Annotated in this window: 17 protein-coding genes; 16 read left to right on the forward strand and 1 reads right to left on the reverse strand. The window is 58.9% G+C overall.

Translation table 11 applies throughout. From position 1 onward, the window contains the following. From rpsB to V7080_RS04280, 16 genes are all read left to right on the forward strand, one after another. The coding region (rpsB, locus tag V7080_RS04205) for a 30S ribosomal protein S2 (protein ID WP_334187150.1) at positions 1-453 on the forward strand (453 nt) is incomplete at its 5' end. A 119-nt stretch (positions 454-572) separates the two neighbouring features. Next, on the forward strand, positions 573-1,484 hold the full coding sequence (gene tsf / locus V7080_RS04210; RefSeq protein WP_334187151.1) for a translation elongation factor Ts: 912 nt from the start codon (positions 573-575) through the stop codon (positions 1,482-1,484). Between the two features lie 296 nt (positions 1,485-1,780). Further along, positions 1,781-2,497: a UMP kinase gene (gene pyrH / locus V7080_RS04215; protein ID WP_334187152.1), complete on the forward strand. Its 717-nt coding sequence runs from the start codon at positions 1,781-1,783 to the stop codon at positions 2,495-2,497. Positions 2,498-2,535: 38 nt separating this feature from the next. Continuing rightward, the gene (gene frr / locus V7080_RS04220) at positions 2,536-3,096 is read left to right on the forward strand and encodes a ribosome recycling factor (protein WP_334187153.1); all 561 of its coding nucleotides are present in this window, start codon (positions 2,536-2,538) and stop codon (positions 3,094-3,096) included. Between the two features lie 40 nt (positions 3,097-3,136). Then, positions 3,137-3,895: a polyprenyl diphosphate synthase gene (gene uppS / locus V7080_RS04225; protein ID WP_334187154.1), complete on the forward strand. Its 759-nt coding sequence runs from the start codon at positions 3,137-3,139 to the stop codon at positions 3,893-3,895. A gap of 1 nt (position 3,896) precedes the next feature. Then, positions 3,897-4,715: a phosphatidate cytidylyltransferase gene (locus V7080_RS04230; protein WP_334187155.1), complete on the forward strand. Its 819-nt coding sequence runs from the start codon at positions 3,897-3,899 to the stop codon at positions 4,713-4,715. A gap of 22 nt (positions 4,716-4,737) precedes the next feature. Next, positions 4,738-5,919 (forward strand): 1-deoxy-D-xylulose-5-phosphate reductoisomerase, encoded by a 1,182-nt coding sequence (ispC, locus tag V7080_RS04235; RefSeq protein ID WP_334187156.1) that lies wholly within the window; start codon positions 4,738-4,740, stop codon positions 5,917-5,919. Beyond that, on the forward strand, positions 5,916-7,283 hold the full coding sequence (rseP, locus tag V7080_RS04240) for an RIP metalloprotease RseP (RefSeq protein WP_334187157.1): 1,368 nt from the start codon (positions 5,916-5,918) through the stop codon (positions 7,281-7,283). The genes ispC and rseP overlap by 4 nt, the downstream gene beginning before the upstream one ends. 51 nt (positions 7,284-7,334) lie before the next feature. After that, on the forward strand, positions 7,335-9,674 hold the full coding sequence (gene bamA / locus V7080_RS04245; protein ID WP_334187158.1) for an outer membrane protein assembly factor BamA: 2,340 nt from the start codon (positions 7,335-7,337) through the stop codon (positions 9,672-9,674). Positions 9,675-9,863: 189 nt separating this feature from the next. Then, positions 9,864-10,370 carry an OmpH family outer membrane protein gene (locus V7080_RS04250; RefSeq protein WP_442947179.1) on the forward strand — a complete coding sequence of 169 codons (507 nt, stop codon included), beginning with the start codon at positions 9,864-9,866 and terminating at the stop codon, positions 10,368-10,370. Between the two features lie 18 nt (positions 10,371-10,388). Beyond that, positions 10,389-11,444 carry a UDP-3-O-(3-hydroxymyristoyl)glucosamine N-acyltransferase gene (gene lpxD / locus V7080_RS04255; RefSeq protein WP_334187160.1) on the forward strand — a complete coding sequence of 352 codons (1,056 nt, stop codon included), beginning with the start codon at positions 10,389-10,391 and terminating at the stop codon, positions 11,442-11,444. Continuing rightward, positions 11,437-11,907, forward strand: coding sequence for a 3-hydroxyacyl-ACP dehydratase FabZ (fabZ, locus tag V7080_RS04260; protein ID WP_334187161.1), 471 nt, complete (start codon positions 11,437-11,439; stop codon positions 11,905-11,907). Before lpxD ends, fabZ begins: the two co-directional genes overlap by 8 nt. Further along, complete coding sequence (lpxA, locus tag V7080_RS04265) at positions 11,907-12,695, forward strand: acyl-ACP--UDP-N-acetylglucosamine O-acyltransferase (protein ID WP_334187162.1); 789 nt, start codon at positions 11,907-11,909, stop codon at positions 12,693-12,695. The genes fabZ and lpxA overlap by 1 nt, the downstream gene beginning before the upstream one ends. Next, positions 12,667-13,854 carry a lipid-A-disaccharide synthase gene (lpxB, locus tag V7080_RS04270; RefSeq protein ID WP_334187163.1) on the forward strand — a complete coding sequence of 396 codons (1,188 nt, stop codon included), beginning with the start codon at positions 12,667-12,669 and terminating at the stop codon, positions 13,852-13,854. Before lpxA ends, lpxB begins: the two co-directional genes overlap by 29 nt. Next, positions 13,851-14,513, forward strand: a complete 663-nt coding sequence (rnhB, locus tag V7080_RS04275) for a ribonuclease HII (RefSeq protein WP_334187164.1) — start codon at positions 13,851-13,853, stop codon at positions 14,511-14,513. The genes lpxB and rnhB overlap by 4 nt, the downstream gene beginning before the upstream one ends. After that, on the forward strand, positions 14,510-15,310 hold the full coding sequence (locus V7080_RS04280; protein ID WP_334187165.1) for a TrmH family RNA methyltransferase: 801 nt from the start codon (positions 14,510-14,512) through the stop codon (positions 15,308-15,310). The genes rnhB and V7080_RS04280 overlap by 4 nt, the downstream gene beginning before the upstream one ends. On the opposite strand, the gene V7080_RS04285 is transcribed toward V7080_RS04280, so the two are convergent. After that, on the reverse strand, positions 15,303-15,677 hold the full coding sequence (locus V7080_RS04285) for a hypothetical protein (protein WP_334187166.1): 375 nt from the start codon (positions 15,675-15,677) through the stop codon (positions 15,303-15,305). The two genes, V7080_RS04280 and V7080_RS04285, sit on opposite strands and share 8 nt — an antisense overlap. Positions 15,678-15,761: the final 84 nt, after the last annotated feature.

Genomic DNA, 15,761 nt, shown 5'->3' on the forward strand with positions numbered 1-15,761 from the left:
CTCACCAATTACAAAACGGTCAAGCAGTCGATCAAGCGCCTGAAAGACATGGAAGCGTCGCTGGAAGACGGTTCGGTCGAGAAGCTGTCGAAGAAGGAAGTGCTGATGTTCCGTCGCGAGATCGAGAAGCTCCAGAAGTCGATCGGCGGCATCAAGGACATGGGCGGCATTCCTGACGCCATCTTCGTCATCGACGTCGGCTACCACAAAGGCGCTATCACCGAAGCCGCCAAGCTGGGCATCCCGGTCATCGGCGTTGTTGATACCAACCATTCTCCGGAAGGTGTGACCTATGTCATTCCCGGCAATGACGACTCTTCCAAGGCGATCATGCTGTACGCCCGTGGTGTCGCCGATGCGATCTTGGAAGGCCGTGCAAATGCCACCAACGATCTGGTCGAGGCTGTCAAGGGCAATGCCGACGAGTTCGTTGAGGTCAACGAGCAAGCTTAAGTCCCGCGCCTGACGGGTTCAAGGAAGGGGCAACAGTGGTTAGCCCCTTTTTTACGGGCAGGCACGAATATATTTTGATTGAGGCGTCCGATGGGCGCCTATTGATTTAGGAGAATGACATGGCGGCAATTACCGCAGCGATGGTAGGCGAACTCCGCGCGAAAACCGACGCGCCGATGATGGAGTGCAAAAAGGCGTTGACCGAAGCCGACGGCGATCTGGCAAGGGCGGAAGAGATCCTCCGCGTCAAACTGGGCAGCAAGGCATCGAAGGCCGCTTCCCGGATCACAGCCGAAGGCGTGGTGGCGGCATACATTTCCGGCAACGTGGGAGCGCTGGTCGAAGTGAACTGCGAAACCGACTTCGTTACCAAGAATGACGATTTCCTCACGCTGGCAAGCACCGTTGCGAAACTGGTCGCCGAGAAAAACCCCGCGGACCTGGCGGCATTGTCCGCGCTGCAGCTCGACGGCAAGACAGTCGAGGAAGTTCGCGCCGCGCTGGTCGGCAAGATCGGTGAGAACATGTCGATCCGCCGCTTCAAGCGCTACGAGACCAATGCCAAGCTGACTTCCTATCTGCATGGTACGCGCATCGGCGTCATCGTCGAGTTCGACGGCAGCGACGAGCAGGTTGGCAAGGACGTGGCGATGCACGTGGCAGCGATGAAACCTGTAGCGTTGTCCTCGAGCGATGTGCCGGCGGAGTTGATCGAGAAGGAACGCTCGGTCGCATCGCTGAAAGCAGCGGAAGACGCCGCCAAGGCACAGGCTGAAGGCAAAGCGCCCCAGTCGGCTGAAATCGTCGCAAAGCGCGTCGACGGCGCCGTACAGAAGTATTTGAAGGAAGTTTCCCTGCTCAACCAGTCCTTCGTCAAGAATGACAAGCAGACTGTCGAGCAGATGCTGAAGGCGACCAGCACCGCGGTGAAATCCTTCACCATGTTCGTGGTCGGCGAAGGCATCGAAAAGAAACAGGATGACTTTGCCGCCGAAGTTGCGGCGCAAGTCGCCGCTGCCAAGCAGGCATAAGCAGGACAAAGCGGGCCGGAAGGCCCGTTTTTATAGGCGAAGGGTGTTTTGTCGCCATTGAAGTCGATAGAGTCTGTAACATGTTTTCGATGAGCAGCCGGGAAAATGGCTGCGCATCGGTGCGACCCTAAAGTTGCAAAAGAGATATTGCAAACAGACATCGTTTTACGTTTCATCAATACCAATACACGCCACGCATACCGGAATTCCACTAATCTTTAGCCTCCAGTTGGCCTATCGTTAGCGGACCGGGAATGCGGACATTATTTACACCGGATACCAAGGAGCCCAGCCCGATGACAACACCAGCCTACAAGCGCGTTCTCCTCAAGCTTTCCGGCGAAGCACTGATGGGCGACGATTCGTATGGGATCAACCGCGCGACCATTGAACGGATGGTTGCGGACGTGGCGGAAGTGGCGAATTTGGGCGTGGAGCTGGCGATCGTGATCGGCGGCGGCAATATTTTCCGCGGTGTGGCGCCAGGGGCGCAGGGCATGGACCGTGCGACTGCCGATTACATGGGCATGCTCGCCACGGTAATGAACTCCCTCGCGCTTGCCGATGCGATGCGCCAGATCGGGCTTACCGCACGTGTCATGTCCGCCATCGCCATAGAGCAGGTCGTCGAGCCGTACGTGCGTCCGAAAGCGCTGCAGTATCTCGAGGAGGGAAAGGTCGTGGTCTTTGCCGCCGGTACCGGCAACCCGTTCTTTACCACCGATACCGCAGCCGCGCTGCGCGGATCGGAGATCGGCGCGGAGATCGTCCTCAAAGCGACCAAAGTCGACGGCGTCTACAGCGCTGACCCGAACAAGGACCGGAATGCAACCCGCTATTCGACGATCACATTCGACGAGGCGATTTCGAAACACCTGCAAGTGATGGACGCGACCGCGTTCGCGTTGTGCCGCGATCAGAAGCTGCCGATCAAGGTGTTTTCGATCGTCAAGCCCGGAGCGCTCAAGCGCCTCATCCTCGGCGAAGACGAGGGAACGCTGGTTCACGTATAAACTTCAGGCTTAGAGCCGCTGCAACAGAGGAGAAGAATATGACTGTCGCTGATGTCAGAAAAAATGCCGAACAGAAGATGCAAAAGTCGATTGAGACCTTGAAAACCGGTCTCGCCAAGGTTCGCACCGGTCGTGCGCATCCCGGCATCCTCGACCATATCCAGGTCGACTATTACGGTTCGCCGACGCAGATCTCGCAAGTCGCCAATGTCACGCTCATCGATGCCCGGACCATTGGCGTGCAACCATGGGAAAAGAAGATGGTGGCGGTCATCGAGAAGGCGATCAGGGATTCGGATCTCGGTTTGAATCCGTCCACGCAAGGCGACATGATCCGCGTGCCTACGCCGCCGCTGACCGAAGAGCGGCGCAAGGAAATCGTCAAGCTGGTCAAGGGCGAGGGTGAGGACGCCAAGGTCGCGATCCGCAATATCCGCCGCGATGCCAACGAAGCGCTCAAGAAGCTTCTCAAGGACAAGGCCTGCTCCGAAGACGACGAACGCCGTGCGCAGGACGACGTGCAAAAGTTGACCGACAAGTTCGTGACGGAGGTCGACAAGCTGATCGCCGAAAAAGAAAAAGAATTGCTTACCGTCTGATCGCCGCACTCCGCAGTTTCCTTACGCCTTTGGCCTTCACATGACCCATTCAAGCTCAACGCAAGCGGTACCGAACATTTCACCGGTACCGCGTCACATTGCCATCATCATGGACGGCAACGGCCGCTGGGCGACCAAGCGTTTCCTGCCACGGGTTGCCGGCCACGGCAAAGGCGTGGAAGCGGTGCGGACGATCATCGAGACCTGCGTCGAGCGCGGTGTCGAGTACCTGACCCTGTTTGCCTTCAGTTCTGAAAACTGGCGCCGCCCGGCAGAGGAAGTCTCCTTGCTGATGCGTCTCTTCGTCACGGCCCTGGAACGTGAAGTGGCGAAGATGCACGCCAACGGCATCCGCCTCAAGGTGGTCGGCGACCTGACCCGGTTCGACGCCAGGTTGCAGGAGCTGATTGCAGCGGCGGAACGCCGAACCGCGAACAATCAGCGCCTGACCGTCACCATCTGCGCAAACTACGGCGGTCGGTGGGACATCATGCAGGCGGTCGGCAAGATGGTCTGCGCCTCGCCGGGGATGACCGAATTCAGCGAAGAGCAACTGTCGCCGCATCTCGCCATGGCTTACGCCCCGGAACCCGATCTGTTCATCCGCACCGGCGGGGAAGAGCGGATCTCCAATTTCCTGTTGTGGCAGCTCGCTTACACCGAACTCTATTTCACCGATACGTTCTGGCCGGATTTCGATGCGCAGGCGCTGGATGCCGCCATCGAATCCTATCGTCAGCGCGAGCGTCGTTTCGGCCGCACAAGCGAGCAACTGGTCGAAAAGAAAAAGGCATCCTGAGATGCTGAAAACACGTGTGGCCACCGCGCTGGTGCTGCTGGCGGTACTGCTGGCGGTGGCGTACTCGCAGTCGTTCCTGTTCTTTGCCATCGTTGCCGGAGCGTTCTTTGCCGCAGCGGCGTGGGAAAGCCTGCGCATCTTCAAAAGTCCGTACCCGCTGATCGGCGCGGCGATTTGGACGGCGGTATTCGCGTTCATGTTGTGGCAAGGTGATTTTCAAACCGCCACATTGCTGTTCGGTTTATGCGCGGCGATATGGGCGATCCGGCTCGCGCCCGCCCTGGCCCTGGGCCTTCCCTCACTTGATGGCATCGGTAACCGCCTGCTTGGCGGTATTTACGGCATCTCGCTTTTGGGCTGCTTCGTGGCAATTATCGTGCTGTTCCGCCAATCCCCGCTGTATTTGTTGTCAGTCATGGCGATCGTCTGGGTGGCGGATATCGGCGCATACTTTTCAGGCAAGGCATTCGGCAGGCGCAAGCTGGCGCCGTCAATTTCACCAGGCAAATCATGGGAAGGCGCGATCGGCGGCTGGATTGCCGTACTTCTCTTTGCCGCCGCGGTGACCGCGACGCCTGACTTGGCGGATACCTTCATGCCACGCGTGCAATCGCGCGCCGGCTGGGTCGGATTATTGCTGGTCATGACAGTACTCACCATTGCCAGCGTTATCGGCGATTTGTTCGAATCCCAGCTCAAGCGCCGCGCCGGGATCAAGGACAGCAGCAACCTGCTGCCTGGCCATGGCGGGGTGCTGGATCGGATCGACGCATTGATACCGACATTGCCGTTGGCAGTCCTGATCGATGCGTGGCTTTAAGTTAGACACAGGCAGGGGCAGCATGCAAACCATCACGATACTCGGCGCCACCGGTTCGATCGGCGCTTCCACACTGGATGTGCTGGCCCGTCACCCCGACCGGTACCGCGTTTATGCGCTCACCGCCCACAGCCGCGTGGAAGAGTTGGCGCTGCAATGCGAGCGCTTCCGGCCGGAGGTCGCGGTCGTGGGTTCCGCGTCGTCGGCCAAGTTGCTGAGCGACCTGTTCCGGGGAAAAGGACTCAACATCCAGGTCGAATACGGCGAGAGCGCCTTATGCGCGGTCGCCAGTGCGCCTGGCTGCGACGCGGTAATGGCTGCCATCGTCGGCGCCGCCGGCCTCGCGCCGACCCTGGCCGCGGCTCGTGCCGGAAAGAAGGTCATGCTGGCGAACAAAGAGGCGCTGGTCATGTCCGGGCGCTTGTTCATGGACGCAATCGCCGAAAGCAATGCGACGCTGCTGCCGATCGACAGCGAGCACAATGCAATCTTTCAATGCCTTCCCCGCAACTACGGCCGGTCGATGCCGGACCACGGGATCGCCAAGGTCTTGCTCACCGCTTCGGGCGGCCCTTTCCGCAACCGCGCCATCGAAACCCTTGACGCGGTTACCCCGGAGGAGGCCGTCGCTCATCCCAATTGGGTAATGGGACGGAAGATTTCGGTAGACTCCGCGACCATGATGAACAAGGGTTTGGAAGTCATCGAGGCGCATTGGCTGTTCGGTGCGCCGGCGGCGGATATCGAGGTGGTCATCCACCCCCAGAGCGTGATTCATTCCATGGTGTCGTACATCGACGGATCCGTACTTGCCCAGCTGGGCAATCCCGACATGCGCACACCGATAGCCCACGCACTTGCCTACCCCGAAAGAATTGCATCCGGCGTGGCGCCGGTCGATCTGGCGCTCATCGGCCAGCTTGCATTCGAGCGCCCGGACCTGAACCGTTTTCCGTGCCTGAGACTGGCCTATGATGCCTTATTGGTGGGTGGCAGCGCCCCGGCTATACTGAATGCGGCAAATGAGGTGGCCGTTGAGGCCTTCCTCGACCGCCGGATCGGCTTCCGCATGATTGACCGGCTGATTGCACGGGTGATGGATCGGCTTCCGGGAACTGACGTTGCCGATATCGATGACCTTCTGGTACAGGACCGCCACGCGCGGGACATGGCTCACTCCTTCATTCAACAAGGGACATCATGACCTTTATTCAGACATTGATCGCGTTTTTCGTTGCGTTGGGTGTACTGATCGTGGTGCACGAGCTCGGTCACTATTGGGTGGCGCGCTGGTGTGGCGTCAAAGTATTGCGTTTTTCGGTGGGCATGGGAAAGGTCGTATTCTCCCGCCGCATCGGGCCGGACCAGACTGAATGGGCGTTGTCCGCTTTGCCGTTCGGCGGCTACGTGAAGATGCTCGATGCCCGGGAACAGGATTTGAAGGACCTTCCCCCCGAAGACTTGGAGCGGGAATTCACCCGCCAATCGGTGTGGAAGCGGTTTGCCATCGTCGCAGCCGGGCCGCTTGCCAACTTCCTGCTGGCGATCATCGTTTTTGCCGGTCTTTACAGCTATGGCATCCCGGAGCCGAGCTCCCGGTTGCGTAGCGTTCCGGAAAACACGGCGGCCTACCAGGCCGGCCTGCGCGGCGGTGAACTCGTAACTGCGGTAAACGGTGAATCCATCCAGTTATGGACCGACCTGCGCTGGAAACTGCTTGAACTGGCGATCGAAAGGCAGTCGGCCAGCCTGGAAGTGCAACGGCCCAATTCGTCGCAGCAGGGTGCGACCGTGCAGGACACGGTAACGCTGCGCCTGGATGGTCTGAACACGTCCGACCTGGAGGGAGACTTCCTCGGCAAGCTCGGCATCGATCTGGCGCGGCCGCGCGCCGTACTGGGCAAAATCGTCGAGGACGGCCCGGCAAAGCGTGCCGGGCTCAGGGAAGGGGACGAAATCCTCAGGGTGAACGGCAAGCCGGTCATTGACGGCCTGGCGTTTGTCGAGACGGTGCGCTCATCGCCCGGCAAGCCGCTGGAGATCGCGGGCCTGCGCGGCGATCGGGAATTTGTCCTGACGGTCACGCCGGAACCGCAAACCAAGAATGAGCGCACGTTCGGACTGATCAAGGCCGAAGTGCCGATGACGCCGGAAATGATCACGGCGAGCGAAGCGCCGTTGGCCGCGGTCGGCAAGGCCGTGAAGAAGACTTGGGACAGCAGTGTCCTGACGGTCAAGATGCTTGGTAAAATGCTCATCGGCGAAGTTTCCTGGAAGAACATCACAGGGCCGATCACCATTGCGGACTACGCTGGTCAAACTGCCCGCATCGGCATCATCAGCTACCTGACGTTCATCGCATTCATCAGCATCAGTCTCGGTGTCATGAACCTTCTCCCCATCCCTGTTTTGGATGGTGGCCATTTACTGTATTATTCGCTGGAAGTTTTGACTGGACGGCCCGTGCCTGAACGGGTCGGCGAGATCGCCCAGCGTGCGGGCGTGGGCATCTTGATGACGTTGATGGCGGTCGCCGTCTTCAACGACATCATGCGGCTCATGACTTGAGTTTTTGCGGCCGGTCTGACGGCCGCAAAAACATTGAAAACAAAATAACCGATGAAATTCTATTCCGACCGTACTTCCCCGTCTTTCTTCCCCCGTCGTCTCATTGCCATCGCCGTATTTGCCATGTGTGCCGGGCATGCTCTGGCGGTGGATCCGTTTACCGTAAAAGACATTCGCGTCGAAGGCATTCAACGGACCGAGGCCGGAACGGTTTTCAGCTATTTGCCGGTTCGCGTAGGCGAGACGTACACCGATGAAAAAGGCGCGGCCGCCATCAAGGCGCTGTACGCGACCGGGTTTTTCAAGGACGTTCGTATCGAAGTGGAAGGCGATGTTCTGGTGGTGCTGGTCGAAGAGCGGCCTGCAATCGCATCGGTGGAATTTTCAGGTGTCAAGGAATTCGAGAAGGACCAGTTGACGAAGTCCCTGAAGGATATCGGGCTCGGCGAGTCCCGGATTTTCGATCGGGCCCTGGTCGATCGCGCCGAACAGGAACTCAAGCGCCAATACCTGTCACGCGGTTTGTACGGTGTCGAGGTCACGACCACGGTGACGCCGATCGAACGCAATCGGGTGGCTGTCAGCTTCGCGGTGGATGAAGGCGAAGTGTCCCGCATCAGGCAGATCACCTTCGTGGGCAACAAGTCCTTCAGCGATAGCGAATTGCGCGGATTGCTGAGCCTGCGTACGCCGGGATGGTTCACCTGGTACACCAAGTCCGACCAGTATTCGAAGCAGAAGCTTACCGGCGACATTGAAACTCTGCGCTCCTATTATTTGAATCGCGGCTATCTCGAGATGCAGGTTGAATCGACCCAGGTGTCGATCACGCCGGACAAGAAGGACATCTACATCACGATCAACATCAATGAAGGTGATAAATACACGGTGTCCGGCGTCCAGCTCGAAGGGGAGATGTTCGGCCGCCAGGAAGAATTGCGCTCGCTCGTGCAGCTGAAGCCGGGCGATGTGTATTCGGGCGAAAAACTGGCTGAAAGCATCAAGAGCATTTCCGAGCGCATGGGCAATTTCGGCTATGCGTTTGCAAACATCAACGCCAATCCCGAGATCGACCGGGAAAAGAAGCAGGTCAATTTCACCGTGCTGATCGATCCGGGGAAACGCGTTTACGTCCGTCGCGTCAACATCGGCGGCAATACCAGAACGCGGGACGAAGTCATCCGCCGCGAATTCAGGCAATTCGAAAATTCCTGGTATGACGGACAGCGGATTCGCCTGTCCCGGGACCGGGTCGACCGCCTTGGCTACTTCACGGAAGTTGGCATCGAGACGCCGGAGGTGCCGGGTACGACCGACCAGGTCGATGTCAATATGACGGTCGTTGAAAAACCGACCGGGAATATTCTTCTCGGTGCGGGTTTCTCCAGCAGCGAAAAGCTCACCCTGACCGGTTCGATTCAACAGGCGAATGCGTTCGGCAGCGGCAATACCCTCGGTATCGATGTCAATACCAGCAAGCGCAATCGCACCATCGCGTTGTCGCAAACGAATCCTTATTTCACCGACGACGGCATCAGCCGCAGTTACGAATTGTTCCTGCGCACGACGCGTCCGCCCGAGGTCAATACCGGCGATTACGTCATCAAGACGACAGGCGGCAATGTCAAGTTCGGCGTGCCGTTCTCGGAAGTCGACACCGTGTTCTTCGGCCTCGGTATCGAGCGGACCGAAGTCGAGACCTATACAGGCGTGCCGGGCTATAACGACAGCCCGGAGCTGTACAAGCGATACGTCACCGACTTCGGAAACGGTGTGACCGCGACCACCACCAGCTTCCCGCTCACGGCAGCGTGGCAACGGGATAGCCGGGACAGCGCGCTGGTGCCGACGACCGGTCGCTACCAGCGGGTCAATCTTGAAATCGCGCCGGCCGGTTCTCTCAAGTATTACCGCGCCGTGTATCAGGATCAATACTTCCAGCCCTTGTTCCGGAACGTCACCCTCGCGCTCAACGGCGAGATCGGCTATGGCCGCGGACTTGCCGACAAGCCGTTTCCTATCTTTAAGAATTTTTATGCGGGCGGCATCGGCTCGGTGCGTGGCTACGAAGGCTCATCGCTCGGCCCGCGCGCCGCGAACGGCGATCCGCTGGGCGGCGCATCACGCTTCGTGGCCAATGCGGAACTGCAGTTCCCGTTCCCGGGGTCGGGCAATGACCGGACGTTGCGGTGGTTCACTTTCTTTGATGCCGGCAATGTATTTGCCGAAGGCGAACGGTTCCGTACCTCCGAGCTGCGTTACGGCGCTGGTATCGGTATCAGCTGGGTTTCACCTATCGGTCCGCTGAAGCTAAGCTATGGCCAGCCATTGAATGCAAAAGAGGGCGATCGGAAGCAGACTTTCCAGTTCCAGCTCGGTACCGGATTCTGAGTACCATATATCGGGATCGAAAACCGGGTGGCGGCCGTAAATGCGTATCGGAAAATCGCGTTCGGCACACGATGGCATAATAGGGCAGTTTGGCGCGGTTTCCGTGGGTGGCATCAGCTGGTGGCGCTGCGACGCGCCCGATAATTTGAATTGCGGAGAATGATCTTGAAGTATTTAACCAATGCCTTGATGAACTCGAAGCGCGCGGTCCTGCTTGCCACGATGCTGCTGCCGTTGATGAGCGCTCACGCGCAGGAATCCAGGATAGGGTTCGTCAACACCGAGCGGATCTTCCGCGAGGCCGCGCCGGCAAAAACCGCCCAGGCAAAAATTGAGCAGGAATTTTCCAAGCGCGACAAGGATCTCCAGGAAATGGCCGCCCGTCTCAAAACATCGGCAGACAGGTTGGACAAGGACGCATCGATCCTTTCGGAATCCGATCGCGTGAAACGGCAGCGCGAACTCGCTGATCTTGAAAAGGACTTCCAGCGCAAGCAGCGCGAGTTTCGCGAAGACCTGAACCAGCGCCGCAATGAAGAACTTGCAGTCGTGCTTGAACGAACCAACAAGGTCATCAAGCAGATTGCCGAAACCGAGAAGTACGATATCGTGTTCCAGGAAGCCGTCTATGCCAGCCCGCGCATCGACATCACCGACAAAGTGCTGAAGGCACTCAACGGAAATACCAGTAAGTAAACCCACATGTAGGCCAACATGAGCACTCGACTGCAAATACTGGTCGAACGCTTGGGGGGCCATCTGATCGGCGATCCGGAGATCGAAGTTTCCGGGATCGCCCCGTTGGACGGCGCCGATGCGTCCCAAATCACATTTCTCTCCAATCCGAAGCTGCGACAGCAGGCTGCGCAAACCCAGGCCGCGGCATTGATCCTGTCCGAGGCGGATGACCCGTTCATCAGCGGCGCTTATGCCGGTGCACGGATCATCACCCCGAATCCCTACGCATACTTCGCCCGCGCGGCGCAATACTTCGTGGATCGGAATGCGATCCCTGTCCCGGCAGGAGTACATGCGAGCGCCAGCATCGATCCTTCCGCGCACATCGCGCCGACCGCGACCGTCGGCGCACATGTCACGGTGGAGGCGGGGGCGACAATCGGCGATCGGGCCATCATTGATCCCGGCTGCTTCATTGGTCGCGATGCAAAGATCGGCGCGGGCACCCATCTCTTCGCCAATGTCGTATTCCAGGCCGGATGTGAAATCGGCGCCCAGGGTATTGTCCACTCCGGTGCAGTGATCGGCTCCGACGGGTTCGGCTTTGCCAAGGATCAGGGCAAATGGATCAAGATTCCGCAAACAGGACGGGTCGTCATCGGCGACGACGTCGAGATCGGCGCCAACACGTCGATAGATCGCGGCGCGCTTTCCGACACGATCATCGAGGACGGCGTCAAACTCGATAACCAGATCCAGATCGGCCACAACTGTCATATCGGCGCCTACACGGCGATGGCGGGATGCGTCGGTGTGGCCGGCAGTGCGAAGATCGGCAAGTACTGCACGTTCGGCGGCGCCGCGATGGTGCTCGGTCACCTGACGATCGTGGACAACGTGCATATATCGTCCGGAAGCCTGGTGTCGCGCTCGATTCGCGAGCCCGGGCAATACACCGGCTTTTACCCGTTGGCGAAGAACGCCGATTGGGAAAAATCCGCTGTGATCGTTCGCAATTTGAACGCGATGCGTGAGAAAATCCGCGAGCTCGAAAAAACAATTAAATCGCTTACCGGAAATGGCAATGAATAGTCTCGACATCACCCAGATCAAACAATATCTTCCGCATCGCTATCCACTCCTGTTGGTCGACCGTGTCCTCGACTGGGAATCCGGCAAGTCGATTACCGCTATCAAGAACGTTACCGTCAACGAAGAGTTTTTCAACGGGCACTTTCCGCACAAGCCGGTGATGCCCGGCGTCCTGATGATCGAGGCGCTCGCCCAGACCGCCGCCTTGCTGTCGTTTTTAACCATGAACCAGAAACCTGACGACAGCAGCGTGGTCTATTTCGTGGGAATCGATGGCGCGCGCTTCAAGCGGCCGGTTGAGCCGGGCGATCAACTGAAGATGCAGGTAGATATTCTGCGGGTAGCGCGCGGCATCTGGAAATACAAGGCGCAGGGCAGTGTCGACGGGCAAACCGCCGTGGAAGCGGAACTCATGTGTACGATGCGCAGCGCCGTCGACGCCAGCCAGCCTGCGGGGCAGTAATGACAAGAATCCATCCGACAGCGATTGTCGATCCGAAAGCCGACCTTGACGATTCCGTCGAGATCGGCGCCTATTCGATCATTGGTCCCAATGTGAAGATCGGTGCACGCACCAGGGTCGGCCCGCATGTCGTGATTGACGGCCATACGACCATCGGCTGTGACAACACCTTTTTTCAGTTTTCGTCGATCGGTGCACCGCCACAGGACAAGAAGTATGCGGGCGAACCGACCCGGCTCCAGATCGGCGACCGCAATACCGTCCGTGAATTTTGCACCTTTAATCTGGGCACCGCGCAGGACGAGGGCATCACCAGCCTTGGCAATGACAACCTGATGCTTGCCTACGTCCACCTCGCACACGACTGTCGGGTGGGAAACAACACCATCTTCTCGAATAATGCGGCGCTGGCGGGCCACGTGCATGTCGGGGATTGGGTCATCCTCAGCGGTTTCGCTGCGGTGCACCAGTTCTGCAAGATCGGCGACCATGCGTTCGTCGGTATGAATACCAGTCTGACGCAGGACGTACCGCCGTTCGTGCTGGTGTCCGGCAATCCAGCCGCGGCCCATGGCGTGAACCTCGAAGGGATCAAGCGGCGGGGCTTCACGCGCGAACAGATGAACGCGATTCGCAACGCCTACAAACTCATTTACAAATCCGGCCTCACGCTGGAAGAAGCGAAAAGCGCGCTTGCCGCTGCCGAGGCTGATGCGCCCGATGCGTCGGCGCAGTTGAAACTGATGCGCAATTTCCTCGATGTCACCAGCCGTGGCATCGTCCGATAAACCATTGATCGCCATGGTGGCCGGCGAACCGTCCGGCGATCTTCTGGCCAGCCGGATGCTGGCGGGACTGCGATCGCATCTGCCGGAAGCGCATTTCCATGGCATCGGTGGCGCAAGGATGGCAGAACATGGATTCGTCAGCGACTATCCGATGGAGAAGCTTTCGGTGCGGGGGGTGTTCGAGGTGCTCGCGCATTACCGTGAAATCAAAGGAATCCAGAATCGCTTGCGCGACCAGTTGCTTGAGGAGCGTCCTTCCGTTTTCATCGGGGTCGATGCGCCAGACTTTAACTTCGGGCTTGAAATGCAGTTGAAGCAAGCCGGCATTCCGACCATGCACTTCATCAGCCCGTCGATCTGGGCCTGGCGTGGTGGCCGCATCAAGAAAATCGCCCGCGCCGTCTCGCACATGCTGGTGGTGTTTCCGTTCGAGGAAGAGATCTATCGCAAGGCCGGCATCCCCGTATCGTATGTCGGCTATCCGCTGGCGGAAGTTATCCCACTGGAGCCCGATGTCGCCGCTGCCCGCGCCGCGCTCGATCTGCCGGCGGGCGCAAAGGTGCTTGCCATTCTTCCCGGAAGCCGCATGTCCGAACTGAAGTACAACACGGTTGCGTTCATCCAGGCGGCCAAAAACCTGTCACAGCGAGATCCGTCACTGCGTTTTGTGGTCCCGATGGCAGGGGACCGGCAGGCCGCGTATTTCCGCCAGTTGCTCGACGCGGCGGGGCTGAACGACGTACCCCTTCAAATTACCGACGGACGTTCCCATACGGTGATCGCTGCGGCGGATGCCGTGCTGGTCGCTTCCGGTACCGCGACGCTGGAGGTTGCGCTCTTCAAGAAACCGATGGTGATTGCTTACAAAATGATGCGGGCGTCCTGGGAAATCATGCGGCACATGGGTTACCAGCCCTGGGTCGGACTGCCGAACATCCTGGCGCGGGAATTCCTCGTGCCCGAACTGTTGCAGGACGCGGCAACGCCGGAGGCGCTTGCCAATGCGCTTTGGGAGCAGCTAACCAATCAGCAGCATCGCACCCGGTTGAAGCAACGCTTTCTCGACATGCACTACAGCTTGCTGCGGGACAGCGCAAAAGAAAGCGCGCAAGCGGTTCTGCAATTGATCGGTCGGACACCGGTCGAGGCGGGCGCATGAACGACAATCTGGTGTTATTCGGACAGGCCGGCGAGTTGATGTGCGGCGTGGATGAGGCTGGTCGGGGGCCACTAGCGGGGCCGGTATTCGCTGCGGCGGTGATCCTCGACCCCGCCAAGCCAATTCTCGGATTGCGTGATTCGAAGAAGTTGAGTGAAGCCCGGCGCGATGCGCTTGCAATCCTGATCAAGCGGGATGCGCTCGCCTGGTCCATCGCGCAATGCTCCGAACAAGAAATCGACACGTTGAACATCCTGCACGCGACCATGCTCGCAATGCGTCGTGCGGTGGAAGGGCTGAAGATCGTGCCGAGCCTGGCACTGATCGATGGAAATCGCTGCCCAGTGATGCCGATCCGCTCTGAAGCGATCATCAAGGGTGACGATAAGGTGGCGGCGATTTCCGCGGCGTCGATCCTGGCGAAGACCGCTCGCGACAGTGCGCTGATGACGCTGCATGAGCAATATCCGCATTATGCGTTTGATCGCCATAAAGGTTATCCGACCGCATTGCACTTGGAGCGCCTGCGCATGCATGGTGTTTCGCCGGCACACCGGAAGTCTTACCAGCCGGTGCGAGCATTGCTGGGAGCAGCCCATGCCGGCGATGCGGCGGATGGCGCGAACCCAGTCACTGTACAGGGGCGTGTGCCGGCATGAAATCGATATCGTCACGCGACAATCCTCTCTATAAGGAACTCAAACACCTTGCTGCAAGTTCGCAGGCGCGCCGCAAGGCGGGGCGCACCTTGCTCGACGGGGTCCACCTGTGCGAGTCCTTTCTTCAGCACGCCGGCATGCCCGAATATTGCGTCGTCAGTGACGAGTCGGCGTCGCACCCGGAAGTGTCGGACATCATCGCTCGCTGCGAAGCCGGTCGCGCGCAATGCATCATGCTTCCGGGCGCGCTGTATGGCGCATTAAGCCAGGTCGAGAACGGCATTGGATTGCTGTTTGTCGTGGCGACACCGCACACCACTTTGCCAGACCGGCTCGCGGGGTCGGCAGTCCTGCTCGATAATCTCCAGGACCCCGGCAACCTCGGGTCCATTTTGCGCAGCGCCGCTGCCGCGGGCATCAAACAGGTGTTTTGCAGCGACGGCACCTGTTTCGCATGGTCCCCGAAAGTATTGCGCGCCGGCATGGGCGCGCACTTCATCCTGGAAATCTACGAACACTGTGATCTGTCGCGGCTGCTGGCAGCGGCCGATGTTCCCGTCCTGGCAACAAGTTCACATGCCCAACAGTCCGTTTTCGATGCGGACCTCGCGCAGCCATGTGCATGGCTGTTCGGGCACGAAGGGCAGGGCGTATCGGATGAATTGATGGCGATGGCCAGCAATTGCGTGATGATTCCTCACCTGGGCGCAGTCGAGTCGCTGAATGTCGCCGCCAGTGTGGCGGTATGCCTGTTCGAGCAGGTGCGCCAGAGTAGCCGGTCGTCCAGTCTCAGGTAGCCAGTTCCGTTTTCTGGCCAAGCTCCGCGAAACACGGTATGTAAACCAGGCCTGGCGCCAGGCATCGCTCTTCGCTCTCGAAATGCACCTTTTTCGGGTCGGGGCAGATGCGGTCGAACTGATACGACTGACCGCCGATCTCCGCATAGCGATGGATGGGCGCTCCGCCGTAGCTGCCGATCGGTTCCCGCAGGTTTTCCGCCTGGGCAAAGATTTCACGGACCGCTGCGTCTGACGCCGAACCCCGTGCATTGAGTAATCCAGCCGATTCGATTTCGGACTCGACGCTGCCCAAACCGTCTTTCAGCGCCCAGAAAAAGAACAGCAGCCCACCCCATAGAACCAGTTCAATCAATATGAGATCCATCGCACGCCTCCGCTTTTTTACATACTGAATAAGCGGTTTGTAAGAAATCTGTAAGCTTAGTTCACGCGATTTTTGCGGCTGCTT

The sequence above is a fragment of the Noviherbaspirillum sp. genome (genome assembly GCF_036846085.1).
Taxonomy (GTDB): Bacteria; Pseudomonadota; Gammaproteobacteria; order Burkholderiales; family Burkholderiaceae_D; genus Noviherbaspirillum.

Excerpts from the sequence above, each read along its gene's own strand:
- tsf (WP_334187151.1), top strand. The coding sequence starts at position 573 with ATGGCGGCAATTACCGCAGCGATGGTAGGCGAACTCCGCGCGAAAACC.
- pyrH (WP_334187152.1), top strand. The coding sequence starts at position 1,781 with ATGACAACACCAGCCTACAAGCGCGTTCTCCTCAAGCTTTCCGGCGAA.
- frr (WP_334187153.1), top strand. The coding sequence starts at position 2,536 with ATGACTGTCGCTGATGTCAGAAAAAATGCCGAACAGAAGATGCAAAAG.
- uppS (WP_334187154.1), top strand. The coding sequence starts at position 3,137 with ATGACCCATTCAAGCTCAACGCAAGCGGTACCGAACATTTCACCGGTA.
- V7080_RS04230 (WP_334187155.1), top strand. The coding sequence starts at position 3,897 with ATGCTGAAAACACGTGTGGCCACCGCGCTGGTGCTGCTGGCGGTACTG.
- ispC (WP_334187156.1), top strand. The coding sequence starts at position 4,738 with ATGCAAACCATCACGATACTCGGCGCCACCGGTTCGATCGGCGCTTCC.
- rseP (WP_334187157.1), top strand. The coding sequence starts at position 5,916 with ATGACCTTTATTCAGACATTGATCGCGTTTTTCGTTGCGTTGGGTGTA.
- bamA (WP_334187158.1), top strand. The coding sequence starts at position 7,335 with ATGAAATTCTATTCCGACCGTACTTCCCCGTCTTTCTTCCCCCGTCGT.
- V7080_RS04250 (WP_442947179.1), top strand. The coding sequence starts at position 9,864 with ATGAACTCGAAGCGCGCGGTCCTGCTTGCCACGATGCTGCTGCCGTTG.
- lpxD (WP_334187160.1), top strand. The coding sequence starts at position 10,389 with ATGAGCACTCGACTGCAAATACTGGTCGAACGCTTGGGGGGCCATCTG.
- fabZ (WP_334187161.1), top strand. The coding sequence starts at position 11,437 with ATGAATAGTCTCGACATCACCCAGATCAAACAATATCTTCCGCATCGC.
- lpxA (WP_334187162.1), top strand. The coding sequence starts at position 11,907 with ATGACAAGAATCCATCCGACAGCGATTGTCGATCCGAAAGCCGACCTT.
- lpxB (WP_334187163.1), top strand. The coding sequence starts at position 12,667 with ATGTCACCAGCCGTGGCATCGTCCGATAAACCATTGATCGCCATGGTG.
- rnhB (WP_334187164.1), top strand. The coding sequence starts at position 13,851 with ATGAACGACAATCTGGTGTTATTCGGACAGGCCGGCGAGTTGATGTGC.
- V7080_RS04280 (WP_334187165.1), top strand. The coding sequence starts at position 14,510 with ATGAAATCGATATCGTCACGCGACAATCCTCTCTATAAGGAACTCAAA.
- V7080_RS04285 (WP_334187166.1), bottom strand. The coding sequence starts at position 15,677 with ATGGATCTCATATTGATTGAACTGGTTCTATGGGGTGGGCTGCTGTTC.